This window comes from Frankia sp. ACN1ag (assembly GCF_001414035.1).
In the GTDB taxonomy this organism is placed as follows: Bacteria; Actinomycetota; Actinomycetes; order Frankiales; family Frankiaceae; genus Frankia; species Frankia torreyi.
In genome coordinates, this window is record NZ_LJPA01000008.1 from 62,928 (window position 1) to 75,431 (window position 12,504).

The following is a 12,504-nucleotide window of genomic DNA, read 5'->3' on the forward strand; positions in this document are numbered from 1 at the left end:
CGCCGTCGCGCGGACCGTCGACGGTCAGAGCTTGCGGTAGCGGGCCTCGAAGAACGAGTAGACGCCGAACAGCGCCAGGCCGATCGCACACACGGTGAGCAGCCACTGGCCGTACGCCTGCCCGGCGAGGGTCTTCAGCGTGCCGTCGAGGCCCTTGGCCTCCTTCGGGTCGAACTCGATCGCCGCCTTGGTCACGAACACGCCGGCGAGCCCGAACACGATGCCGCGCACGATGTAGCCGACGAGACCCGCGGGCTTGGCGATCTTACGGGCGAGCGCGCCCATCTCCCCGGTCTTCAGCTTCTCCTCGAACTTCCGCTTCGCCCCACGAATGATCATGCCGATGCCGATGCCGACGACCACGAGGCCGACGATGCCCACGAGCACCCGGCCGGCGTCGTTGCGCATGACCCGCGCCGTCCAGGGCGCCGGCTCGCCGGACCCGCCGCCGCCCGAGACGAGGAAGCTGATCGTGCTACCGGCGATCACCAGGTAGATGACGCCACGTGCCGCGGAGACCACCCGCTTCGCGGTCCGCTTCTTCTCGCCGTTCTCGTCCTGGACACCGACCGCGGCCTCGAGCAGCCGCCAGGCCGCGTACCCGAGGAAGCCGATGACCATGATGACCAGGACCGTGGACCCGAACGGCTTGTCCTTGATCTCCCCGAGCGCACCGTTGCGGTTCGTCTGGGCGTTGCTCAGTCCGAAGGCCACCTGGAGGGCAAGCACCCCGATGAGGACGTAGACCAAGCCCCGCCCCGCGAGTCCGATGCGGGCCGTGATGTCGACCGTCCGGCTGTGGCGAGCCCGGCGCGCCGCGCCCTTCGCCTGGCTGCCAGCGTCGCCGCCGCTGGTGACGGCGTGCCGCAGCCGGCCGCCGGTCTGCACCGACACAGTGATCACTCCCTCGGACCATGGGATCGGTTGATCCGGGTGGAGCGATGCCCGGCCGGGGGCGCACAAAACCGGTGCGCACAAAACCGGACGAGGCGCGTTCAGGCCGACGTCGGCACCAGATACCGAAGCAGCACCACATCGTCGAGTTGTCGGACCTCGGCCAGCCGCAGCGGGGAATGGACGTTCTGCGGGAAGGCCCCAGGGCCGACGAACGCCGGCGCGTCCCGCTCGCCGACGAAGAACGGGGCGACGGCGAGGTGGAGCTCGTCGACGAGGCCGGCGGTGAGGAAGGCGGTGTGCACCGAGGTTCCCCCCTCGACCAGCAGGCGGCGCACGCCCCGGTGGGCGAGGTCGGCGAGCATCTCGGCAACGTCTATCTCGGCAACGTCCACCCGCGGCCGACCGGGCAGGTCGACGACGCTCACCCGCCCGCCGGGACCAGGTCCGCCCGCCCCCGCCGCCCCATCGGCGATGGGCGCCGGGAGGACTCGGGTGTGGTCGATGGCGGCGCCGGGCGGCGCCACGGACCAGGATGGCGGCGGTGCGGCGCTGCCGGCGCGCCGGTAGACGAGCGTGTCGACCGGGTCGGTGCCGAACAGGCGGGAACGCGGATCGAGGTCGCCGCCGCCGGAGAGCACCACCTTGACCGGCGTCGGCGGCAGGCCCGCGGCGACCCGCGCGGCGCGACGATGCTCGGCGCGCACGGCGAGACGGGGGTTGTCCCGCCGGACGGTCGCGGCGCCGACGAGGATCGCGTCGCACCCGGCGCGCACCTCGTCGACCCGATCGAGGTCCGCCGGCCCGGAGAGGATCAGCCGCGCATCCGAGCAGTCGTCGATCCGGCCGTCCAGCGACATCGCGCAGCTACAGATCACGTAGGGGCGCCCCACCGCCGTGCGCTCGCCGTCCACGCGCGTCAGCATGGCATGCCGGTCGGGAGCGGCCGCGGGCCTGCCGCGGCACGGGACTACCGTGACCTGCTGTGCGGATCGCGACGTGGAACATCAACTCCGCGAAGGCCAGGCAGGCCCGGCTGATCGAGTGGCTGGACCGCGCCGGACCGGACGTGGTGTGCCTGCAGGAGACGAAGCTGTCGGACGACGCCTTCCTCGAGCTTTTCGACGAGGACCTGTTCCGGCGTGGCTATCGGGTCGCCCATCACGGCGACGGCCGGTGGAACGGCGTGGCGATCCTGTCGCGGGGCAGCCTCGACGACGTCGTGCGGGGCCTGCCGGGCGGGCCGGGCTTCCCCGACCCCGAACCTCGCGCGATCGCCGCGACCTGCGACGGCATCCGGGTCTGGTCGTTGTACGTGCCGAACGGGCGCACCGTCGACGACCCGCACTACGCCTACAAGCTGTCCTGGCTGGCCGCGCTGCGCGACGTCGTCACCGCGGAGGTGGCCCGGGGCCCGCTGATGACCCTCGGCGACTTCAACATCGCCCCGACGGATGCCGACGTGTGGGACGTCGCGCAGTTCGAGGGCGCCACGCACGTCACATCGGCCGAACGCGCCGCCCTCGGGGAGCTCGTCGACGCCGGTCTCGTCGACGTCCTGCGTACCCGCTGGCCCGACGACGTCGTCTACACCTACTGGGACTACCGCCAGCTCTGTTTCCCGAAGAACTTCGGCATGCGCATCGACCTGACGCTGGCGTCCGCCGACGTCGCGGGCCGGGTGCGCGCGGTGTGGGTGGATCGGGCGGCCCGCAAGGGGACCGGAACCAGCGACCACGCGCCGGTCATCGTCGACCTGGATGTCGCCCCGGACGGGGACGTGGGCCCCATGGTGCCGCCGCCGTCGAGCCGCGGCTCGACGGGCCGCGGCCGTTCGTCGTCCACCGGCGACTCGCTGCGCCGCTGACGCCGACGCGGGCCCGGGAGGTCATGCGCCCCGGGCCCGACGCCGCGGCGGGCCGGGGTGCGGAGGGACTCGCACCCCGGGTGCGCCGTCACGCGGCCGGCGTGTTCGCGGACTCGGCCCGGCCGCCCTCACTCTGCGCCGTGGGCTGCGCCGACACGGCCGGAACCTCGCTCGGCTGGGCCGGCGCGACCTCGACCGGCTTCGCGACGGCGGCCGGCGCGTGGTCGCCGCTCGCCGCGGTGACCGCGATGCGGGTCGCCTTCGGCTCGACCGCCGCGCCCGCGAGCCGGACGGTCAGCACGCCCCGGTCGTAGCCCGCGGAGATCCGCGAGGCGTCGACCCGCTCGGGGAGCTGGAACTCCCGGCGGAAGCTGCCGGACCAGCTCTCGCGGTGGACGCGACCGGCGTGTTCCCGCTCGCGCTGCCCACCGCGCCGGCCGCGGACGACCAGGCGGCCACGGTCGATCTCCACGACCACGTCGTGCTCCACGTCTACCCCGGGCAGCTCGAGGTTGATCAGCACGTCCTCGCCCTCGGTGACGACGTCGGCCGAGGGAACGGCGAGCTCCGCGCTCTGGGAGCGGCCGGCGAGCGCCGGGCGCCGGGTACCCCACGCGCGCCGAACGATCTCGTCGAACTCCCGGTCCATCCGCCCCAGCGCCGCGAACGGGTCCCACAGGTAGGTGCTCACAAGGGCCTCCCTCGTCTTGATCGATCTCTGGGTGTCACGGCGGGCCGGGCCGCCCCGAGGCACATCCCGGCGATCCTTCGCCGTGAGGCCTCGGCTTTCAGCTCGTCCGTCGTTCACAGTTCATGAGTCTAGGACGCTCAAGCTTCGGGATGCAAGTCTCGGCAGCACTTCTGGTGCAGAGTGACACAGGTGACAGCGAGGCTGCGATCTCGCGGCCGCGGTCGCCGGGGCGACCTCCACGATCGTCCGCGGGGGTACCCGGACCCCGCCGCTGCGGCATCGCGCCCGGCCCGTTCGGGCTGCCCGAGAAGTGCTCGCCCCTCCCCGGGCGGGGGCGGGGCGGCGAGGGGACGCCGGCGCGGCCCGCGTACCCGGAACAACCCGCGCATCCGGTCAGGCGCGCGGAAGCCCATCACCCGCCGCCGGTGGACTCCGAGGAGCCGGACCGGCGGACACGCCGACCGGCTGGAGCGCCAGGCCCCGACCGGGCGGCCCCGGGTGCCGTGACGCGCCCATCGGGAGAATGCCCGACGAGCGCAGATCAGCACCGGGTGACCGGTTCGCGCCGTAGCCGGAATACCCGGCAAGACCAGCAAATCCTTACGGAGTGGAGAAACGTCGACCCCGATTACGAGCGGGTAAACCGACACTTCCGTCAAGGTTACGAGGGGTGGCGACAAGTAAGCCACACCATCGTGGTATAAAGTCCCACGCTATACCGGACTGCATGCTGGGGAGGCTGTTCGTGTACCTCGAGCGAACGGTTGCAGCGCCGCACGTGTTTCGTTGGCGGAGTCGCCCAGAACGACCCACTCCCGTCAGGCGGCATCCCGCCGACAGCCCCGCCCGTCCGTCGCCGCGGCGACGGCCCTTCGGGGCGTTTCCGACGGACCGCCTGGTCGCGCGCGACTGACGATCCCACGATCGGCGAGAGTCACGTGGTCGAGGGTCATCTGGCACGGACCGATGGCGCCGGCAGCACAGAGGACAAGGAGTGGCATTGAACGAGAGCGATCGGCGCGCGGCTCTGGCGGTCGCGACGCCCGGAGGTGACGTCCCCTTCCCCGCGTTGGACTTCGATCATCTACCGGCCTCGGTGGTCAGCCGGTTCCGCGAGGTCGCCACGCACCTGCCCAACACCCCGGCGGTGGTGTCCCCGGGCGTCACGATGACGTTCGCCGAGACCGACCGCCGCACGGACGACATCGCGGTGGCCGTGCTGGGGCGCCTCGACGCGACCGAGGACGGCCCGGTGGCGACGCTGCTTCCGCACGGGGTCCCCGGGCTGCTCGGCGTGCTGGCGGCGATGAAGACCGGCCGGCCCGTCGTCCCGCTCGATCCGATGGTGCCGGCCGAGCGGATGGCTCAGATCATCCGTCAGGCCGGCTGCGTCGCGCTGATCACTGACCTGAGCGACGGCTCCGTCGCCCGCTCCACGGTGGGCCTGCGGCCGGTGGGGTCGCCGGACGCGCAGGCGGCCGCCGTGGCGACGGTCGATCCGAAACCGCTGCTGGAGCTGCTGGCCGGCAACGGTCCCCGGCTGGTGCTGGACCTCGCGGCCGCGGCCGGCGACGGCGCCGAGTGGATCGCCGCCAACGGGGCCGACGCGGTCTGGTGGCCCGAGCCGCAGCTCACCGACCCGGCCTGCATCGTGTTCACCTCCGGCTCCACCGGCGCACCCAAGGGCGTCGTCTGGACGCACGGCACATTCCTGTGCGATGCCTATGCCGGCGCGCAGCGCCTCGGCTTCGGGCCCGGCGACCGGTTGGCGCTGGTGCTGCCGTACTCGTTCGCGGCGGGGATCACCGTAGTCGTGTTCGGCCTGCTCAACGGCGCGGGCCTCTACGCCTACGACCCACGGTCGGCGGGGCTGCCCGGTCTCGGTGACTGGATCAACGCCCAGCACCTGACGGCGTTGCAGACCACCCCGTCGCTGCTGCGGGCGTTGCTCGGCGCGCTCGAACCGGACGAGATCCTCGCCGACCTGCGGATCGTCACCACCTGCGGGGAGGCCGCGTACGGCCGCGACATCGCCGCGCTGCGCCCGCACGTGCCGGCGTCCTGTACCTACGTGAACTGGTCTGGTGCCTCCGAGATCGCCTCGCTGGGCTTCTTCGAGATTGCGCCGGACGCGCCGGTGCCCGCGGGCACCGTGCCGGCGGGGCTGCCCGCGCCGGGCAAGGAGGTGGTGTTCCGCCGCGAGGACGGCACCATCGCCGGGCCCGGCGAGTCGGGCGACGTCGAGGTGACCTCGGCGTACCTGTCCGCGGGCTACTGGGGCAGCCCGGAGCTGACGGCGGAGAAGTTCACCCCGCGCCCGGACGGCCGGACCACCTGCCGCACCGGCGATCTCGGCCGGTTCGAGCCCGACGGCACGATGGTGCTGCTCGGCCGGCGCGACGCCGCGGTGAAGATCCGTGGGTACCTGGTGGAGCCGAGCGAGGTCGAGGCGGCCCTGCTGAACTCCCCGGAGATCGCCGAGGCGGTGGTCACCGCGGTGACCACCGGGGTACAGAACCGCCTGGTCGCCTACGTCGTCCCAGCGGTGAACGGCAACACGCTGTCCCCGGTGCGCATCCGCCGAGCGCTGCGCGAGCGGCTGCCGGTCTGGATGGTGCCCACGACGATCGTGGCGCTGGCGGAGATGCCCCGCAACGAGCGCGGCAAGGTCGACCGCGGCGCACTGCCGCCCCCNCCCGCGGCCCCCGCCGGGTCCGCCCGGCCGCGGACCCAGTGGGAGATCGTCGTCGCCGACATCTGGACCCGGGTCCTGGACCTGGAGGAGGTGGGGATCGAGGACGACTTCATGGAGCTCGGCGGCGACTCGCTCGCCGCCAACGAGCTGCTCACCCTCGTCGGCGAGAAGCTCGGGGTCTCCCTGCCGTCGTCGGCCCTGGTCGACTCCCCCACGCTCGGCGCCTTCGCCCGGACGGTCTCGCTGGCCCAGCAGGCCGGCCCCCGCCACCCGACCGTCGTGCCGCTGCGCACCACCGGCTCGCGCCCGCCGCTGTTCTGCTTCGCCGGAGCCGGTGCGCTCGCGCTCGGCTTCCACTCGCTCGCCCGCCGGCTCGGCGACGACCAGCCGGTCTACGCCTTCCAGGCACACGGTCTGGAACGGCGCGGCTTCCCCGACTGGAGCGTGGAGAAGACCGCCCGCCGCCACCTGGAGATCATCCGGATCATCGCACCGCGGGGCCCCTACCTGCTGGCCGGGCACTCCCTCGGCGGTCTGATCGCGATGGAGATCGCCCAGCAGCTCGCCGCGGCCGGTGACGAGGTCGGCTTTCTGTCGATCATGGACACCTACATGCCGTCCTCCCTGCGGATCACGCCCGGCGAGGAGGACGGCGCAGCGCCGGCCGCCGACACCGCGAACGGAGCCGGCGCGCCGGTGACGCCCGGCGGTGCGCAGGAGCACGCCCGTACCTACCGCCACCGGCTGACGCGCTTCACCCAGCGGCTACTGCCGGAGCAGCGGGCAAACTTCACCAACATCGCGACGCTGAAGAAAATGGTGCAGATTCCGCTGACCGGAGTGGTGCAGTTCGGCGGAATGGAGCAGTTCGACGTCTTCTTCAATCACGGCAGGCTACTCGAGCGTTTCTACCGGCCGCAGCCGTGGGCCGGCCGGACCCTCGTCTACCGATCGGCCGAAAATCCGGACTCGGAGGACGCCTGGTCGGCTTTTCTCACCGGCAGCCACGACACGCACTATGTCCCTTGTGAACATTTTTATCTGCTTCGGGAACCGCATGTCATAAAGATCTCCGAGCATTTCCAGGCGGAGATCGACCGAGTGGTGGCCGAGCAGGCGGCTCGGCGCTGAGCCGTCGGTCTCGCCCGTCCGGGCGACGGTCAGGGACCACCGTGTCCTTCCGGCCGTGTCCCCCGGCCGCACCCGGTGGCCAGGTCCCGGCACCGCCCGTGGCCGGGCGGTGCCGGGAGGCCACCAGCCAGCCGCCCGGCTAGCGGCGGTCGGCGGCGTAGGTCACGCGGACGTCGGTGAAACCCAGCGCCCCGAGCAGACCGCGCAGCATGGCGGTCGTGTTCTTCTTGCCCAGCTCGATGACCTGACCGTCGGTCCTGGCCGCGTCGGTCATCTTCGACGAGGCCTTCTGATACAGCCCCTTGTCGCTGCTGACCCCGCCGAGCAGGCCGCCAACCCGGTCCAGCGCACCGCGCTGGCGGGCGACCACGTAGCTGTGGTCGAGGTCCAGCACCGGCGTGGACAGGGTCGGGTTCGGCAGCTCGATGGTCACCGATCGGCGGTCCGGCGAGACGGTGACGGCGTCGGCGTCGAGGTGGCCGAAGTCGACCGTCGAGTCGACCGTGCCGACCCCCACGAACAGTGTGCGCTCCCCCTTCAGCGCCGCCGGGATCCACCTGGTGTCGTCCTCGAGATCGACGACGACCTCGAAGTGGGCGCCGGCGGCGTGGTAGGAGCTGAGGTCCTCCAGCGAGCGCAGCACCGCCGGGGAGCTGCGGTCGATCGTCCGCTCCTTGAACGGGTTGAGGCTGGGCCGCCACCCGGCCACCACCGCGATCAGGCCGACGACGAGCACGGCGAGCAGGATGGTGGCGATCAGCCGCAGCGGGCTGAAGCGGGACGGCAGGGAGCGCAGGGTCCGGTTCGAGCGGGTGGGCCGGTCCGTGCCGGGCTCGTCGTTCATGGCGCAAGATGTACCCGAAANCCCCGGTAACCACGCCGATTGTCGGCGTTACGACCGCCCGCCGGTGATCGCCGCCGGCTCGCTGGTGCGCGCCAGGATGATCGCGGTGCGATCGTCGCCCTGCCGGCCCGGGGCATGCCGGCGCACGGCGTCGAAGGCGGCGTCGAGCAGGCCCACCGGGGTGCGGCCGGGGTCGCGCAGGATCTCCGCGATCAGCCGGTGCGCGCCGAACTGGCGACCGGCGGCGTCGCGCGCCTCGACCAGCCCGTCGGTGTAGGCGATGAGCGCGTCCCCCGGTTCGAGGTGCAACGTCCGGATCTCCCACGCGCCGGGCGCGGCGAGCAGGCCCGACATCAGCGGCCCCGTCGGGGGCAGCCGCACGATCTGGGCGGCGGGGTGCCGGCGGTTCCCCTTCGGCGCGGGCGCCTGGTTCGTCGGCCTTCGGCGCGCGCCGGCCGCCGGCCCCACGATCGCGCTGACGCTCACCGACGGCCGGGGCCCCGCGACGCCGGCGTCCCGCTTGCGGGCCGGGTCCGCAGCGTCGACCACCGCGTCGACCCTGGCATCGTCGACCCTGGCATCGTCGACGGCGCCGGCCGGCGGGGTGGGCGGCGCGGCGGGGTGGGGAATGGCCGGCGGGGCGGCCGGCGCGGCCATCGCCCAGGCAGGCCCGGCCCGGCGCAGCAGCAGCGCGTCCGGGTGGCCGGCGTTGACGTAGTGCAGTTCCCCGCTGCGTGGATCGACGACGGCGATGATGGCGGTGGCGAACATCTCCTCGGTCTCGCCGAGGTTCTCCACCGCCCATTCCACCGCGGCGGCCGGGCCAGCGCCGGTGGACAGCGCGGCGTCGAGGAGCTGCTTGAGTCGCAGGGCGAAGACGCCCGCTGCGGCGCCGTGGCCCGAGACGTCGCCCACGACCACGGCGACGCGTCCGTCGGGCAGCTCGAAGGCGTCGTACCAGTCCCCCGCAAGCTCCCCCTGGGCCGGATCGACCCGTCCGTGCAACATCAGCCCGCGGGCTCGCAGCAGTGAGGGGGTGAGCGCGTCGCGCAGAGCGATAACGGCGGGCCCCTGCTGCGCCAGGGCCTCCCAGGACCGCTCGTTCTGCCGCACGAGGCGCACGAGCTGGGCACGCATCGTCTCGACGTCCGCCGCCAGCGCCACGATCTCCGCCGGGCCCACCGAGGGGATCCGCGTGTCGTATCGCCCGGCCGCCACGGAGTTGACCGAGCGTTGCAGGGCGCCGATCGGGCGCAGCAGCCAGCGCCGCAGCACGATCATGATCGTCACCAGGACACCGAGGATGACGAACATCGCGCTGGCCAGGGAGCTCAGCAGCAGCACGGACGAACTCTCGACCCGGCCGGACGCCTCGACCTGCTCGCGGTCGATCTGTCCGGCGAGGCGGGCGGCCTGGCGGCGCAGTTCGTCGAAGTCGCGGCGGGCGTTCGCGCGGACTATGCCGGCGGCCCCGGCCACGTCGCCGCGGGCCATCGCGGCCAGCTCCGGCTCGACGACCTCGCGCCGCCAGGTCCCGTAGGCGACGTCGACCCGGGTCCGCTGCGCCCGCAGGTCGGGGAAGTCGGCCAGCAGGTCGTCCAGCCGCGCGTTGAGCGCGGGGACCGAACGCCGGGAGTCGTCGAACGGCTCCAGGAAGCCGCGGTCACGGGTGACGATGTAGCCACGCAACGCGCTTTCCTGATCGACGAAGTCGGCGAGGAGCATCGCGGTGGTCGTGGCCGCGGGGTCCAGGTGCTTTCCCCGTTCGGAGGCGGCGTGCCGCGACCGCAGGGCAGAGGCCACGGCCAGCACCAGCATCACGATGATCGCGATGCTGGCAAGCAGCGTCAGCGTCCGGATGCCGCGCCGGAGGCCAGCCGTTTCGCCCACGCCAGGATTGTCGTCCACTCGTCGGGGGCGGGTTGTGTCGGGTGACGGGCGTCCCGCGTCCCTGGTGTCCTGTCGGTCGTCCGGCGGGCAGCCCCGGCCTGCAACCCGACGGGTCCGGCGCGCCCGCCAGCCGAAGGAAAGCGATCCGAGCGACCGGAACATGCCGGCGGTACCGCCACGTCGCGTCCAAAAAGGCGGCCAGGTCACTGGCGGTACGAAAAACGAAGTCGGTCAGGAAATCCAGCTAAAAAGGCTGATTTGCTCGTCCACGCCGAGCCTCGGCGCGTGACGAGGTCAACCGGCGGGANAACACAGGTTGAAGCCGCGGAGCTGGAACCCGGCCCACAGGCTGGTCGTTGACATTCGTGGACGTGCCGCCCCCTGACTTTCGCGGGTGCGCGTCACCCGACCGGGCCGCGAGCGCTCACGGACTGCCCCGGTCGCACTCCCCGACGCTCGCCGTTGCAGGGCGCCCCCTGCGGCGGGCATCCGACACCCAGGGTGGGAGCAGCACCACGATGACTTCCGGTTCGGCCACCGACCCGGCCCACGCGAACCACGACCCGGCCCACGGGACGGCCGCCTCGCCGACCGTCATGGACGGTACGGCGGGCCTGGCCCGCGCCGACACGGCGATCTGGACCCGCGGGCTGACCAAGCGCTACGGCGCCCGGCGCGCCGTGGATCATCTCGACCTCCAGGTGCCCCGCGGGGCCCTGTCCGGCTTCGTCGGGCCAAACGGCGCCGGCAAGTCCACCACGCTGCGGATGCTGCTGGGCCTCATCCGGCCCTCGGCCGGCCACGGCCACGTCCTGGGCGAGCCGATCACCGAGCCGGACCGCTACCTGCACCGGGTCGGCGCGATGATCGAGGGCCCGACCTTCCACCCGGGCCTGTCGGGCCGGCGCAACCTCGATCAGCTCGCGATCCTGCGCGGCATCGGGGGCTGGCAACGGGCCCTCCGACAGCGCCGCGTCGAGGAGGTGCTGGGGCAGGTGGGCCTGGGCGAGCGGGCCGACGACCGGTTCAGCACGTACTCGCTCGGCATGAAGCAGCGCCTGGGCATCGCCGCCGCCCTGCTACCCGACCCGTGCCTGCTCATCCTGGACGAGCCGACCAACGGTCTGGACCCGGCGGGCATCCGGGAGATCCGGGCGCTGCTCGGCCAGCTCGCCGGCGGGGGGATGACCGTCTTCGTCTCCAGCCACCTGCTCACCGAGGTCGAGCAGATCTGCGACCACCTCGTCATGATCAACGGCGGGCGGATGCTGTTCCAGGGCCACGTCACCGACCTGCTCGCGGCCGAGGATCCCCGCATCGTGATGATCCCCGAGCACGATGCCGACGCGCGCCGGCTCGCCGGGCTGCTCGGCGACGAGGGACTGCGCGTCGAGATCGATCTGCGCAACGGTCCTCCGGACGCCTCGGCCACCCGGGGCCGCCGGCCGGTCGTCACCGCGCACGCCCCGGAGGGACTGGCCGCCCACCTCAACCGGCTCGCGATGCGCGCCGGCATCACCCTGCGCTCGCTGCGCACCCACCGACCCAACCTGGAGGAGACTTTTCTGCGCGTCACCGGAGAGATCGACGGCGACCTGGTCCGTACCGCCCAGGCCGGGCAGGAGCCGGATGGGAGCGTGCCGCCGCCCGTGGGCGCCGGGCTCGACCCGGCCCACAGCCGCGGGGGTGCCACATGATCGCGGCATTTCGGGCCGAATGGGTGCCCCTGCTGCGGCCCCGGTTCCTGCTGGGCACGCTCGGTGCCGTGGTCGCGTGCGCCCTCCTCGGCACCGTGCTGACCTTCTTCTCGGTCGGGCACCGGGACTTCGACGGCGATCCGGTCACCGCCGCCGCCCTGTCCCGGCCGGACGGCCTGCTCCAGGGCGTGCAGGCCGTCAGCATCCTGCTGGGGGTGGTGGCGCTGTCGGTCGTCGCCGCCTCGCTGGCCGGTGACCACAGTCACGGCACCCTGCGCAACCAGCTCGTCGCCCGGCCCCACCGGGCCCGGCTGCTCGCCGGGAAGCTGCTCGCCCTGGCGGCCTTCGTCGTCCTGATCGTCGCAGCGGCCACGGCCGTCTCGGTGGGGCTGTCGTTCCTGCTCGCGCCGACCCGGGGGGTGTCCACCGCCGCCTGGAGCAGTGGGGCGGGACTGGTCGAGCTCGGCACCGGCTTCGTCAACCTGTGCCTCGGCTCGCTGGGGTACGCGGCGATCGGGGCGTTGGCCGCGATCCTGCTACGCGGGCCGGCGGCCGCGATCGCCGTCGCGCTCGCCTACGCGCTTCCGGTGGAGATGCTGATCGCGCGCATCTACCGCCCGGCGCGCTCGTGGCTGCCGGTGCAGCTCATGCAGGAGATCGCCACCGGCGGCGCCGCCGACCCCATGCCCTACGCCGACGCCCTGCTGCGCGGGGTGGTCTACGCCGGCGTCATGGTGCTGCTCGCCCTGATGGTCTTCCGGCGGCGAGACATGACCGCCTGAGACGTCAGGGGCC

At 72.9% G+C, this 12,504-nt stretch carries 10 protein-coding genes; 5 read left to right on the top strand and 5 right to left on the bottom strand.

The window, feature by feature from the left end:
* Positions 1-24: 24 nt before the first annotated feature.
* Complete coding sequence (locus UK82_RS08995) at positions 25-894, bottom strand: DUF1206 domain-containing protein (protein ID WP_082121574.1); 870 nt, start codon at positions 892-894, stop codon at positions 25-27.
* Between the two features lie 101 nt (positions 895-995).
* Complete coding sequence (locus tag UK82_RS09000) at positions 996-1,820, bottom strand: dihydrofolate reductase family protein (RefSeq protein WP_044882904.1); 825 nt, start codon at positions 1,818-1,820, stop codon at positions 996-998.
* 59 nt (positions 1,821-1,879) lie between these two features.
* Between UK82_RS09000 and UK82_RS09005 the strand changes: the two genes are divergently transcribed.
* The gene (locus UK82_RS09005; protein ID WP_044882903.1) at positions 1,880-2,761 is read left to right on the top strand and encodes an exodeoxyribonuclease III; all 882 of its coding nucleotides are present in this window, start codon (positions 1,880-1,882) and stop codon (positions 2,759-2,761) included.
* An 88-nt stretch (positions 2,762-2,849) separates the two neighbouring features.
* Here UK82_RS09005 and UK82_RS09010 read toward each other — a convergent pair whose 3' ends face one another.
* On the bottom strand, positions 2,850-3,452 hold the full coding sequence (locus UK82_RS09010) for an Hsp20/alpha crystallin family protein (RefSeq protein WP_055406877.1): 603 nt from the start codon (positions 3,450-3,452) through the stop codon (positions 2,850-2,852).
* A 1,096-nt stretch (positions 3,453-4,548) separates the two neighbouring features.
* Between UK82_RS09010 and UK82_RS36735 the strand changes: the two genes are divergently transcribed.
* The coding region (locus tag UK82_RS36735; RefSeq protein ID WP_255354273.1) for an AMP-binding protein at positions 4,549-6,146 on the top strand (1,598 nt) is incomplete at its 3' end.
* A 61-nt stretch (positions 6,147-6,207) separates the two neighbouring features.
* Positions 6,208-7,278, top strand: a complete 1,071-nt coding sequence (locus tag UK82_RS36740) for an alpha/beta fold hydrolase (RefSeq protein ID WP_255354274.1) — start codon at positions 6,208-6,210, stop codon at positions 7,276-7,278.
* A gap of 139 nt (positions 7,279-7,417) precedes the next feature.
* Here the strand turns inward: UK82_RS36740 and UK82_RS09020 are convergent, their stop codons facing one another.
* Both UK82_RS09020 and UK82_RS09025 read right to left on the bottom strand, forming a co-directional pair.
* A complete protein-coding gene (locus UK82_RS09020) occupies positions 7,418-8,122 on the bottom strand; it encodes a DUF4230 domain-containing protein (RefSeq protein WP_044882900.1) in 705 nt (234 codons plus the stop codon).
* A gap of 48 nt (positions 8,123-8,170) precedes the next feature.
* Positions 8,171-10,012, bottom strand: a complete 1,842-nt coding sequence (locus tag UK82_RS09025) for a PP2C family protein-serine/threonine phosphatase (protein ID WP_055406879.1) — start codon at positions 10,010-10,012, stop codon at positions 8,171-8,173.
* A 518-nt stretch (positions 10,013-10,530) separates the two neighbouring features.
* Between UK82_RS09025 and UK82_RS09030 the strand changes: the two genes are divergently transcribed.
* Complete coding sequence (locus UK82_RS09030; protein WP_052680868.1) at positions 10,531-11,709, top strand: ABC transporter ATP-binding protein; 1,179 nt, start codon at positions 10,531-10,533, stop codon at positions 11,707-11,709.
* Positions 11,706-12,491, top strand: coding sequence for an ABC transporter permease subunit (locus UK82_RS09035; RefSeq protein ID WP_044882898.1), 786 nt, complete (start codon positions 11,706-11,708; stop codon positions 12,489-12,491). Before UK82_RS09030 ends, UK82_RS09035 begins: the two co-directional genes overlap by 4 nt.
* Positions 12,492-12,504 lie beyond the last annotated feature (13 nt).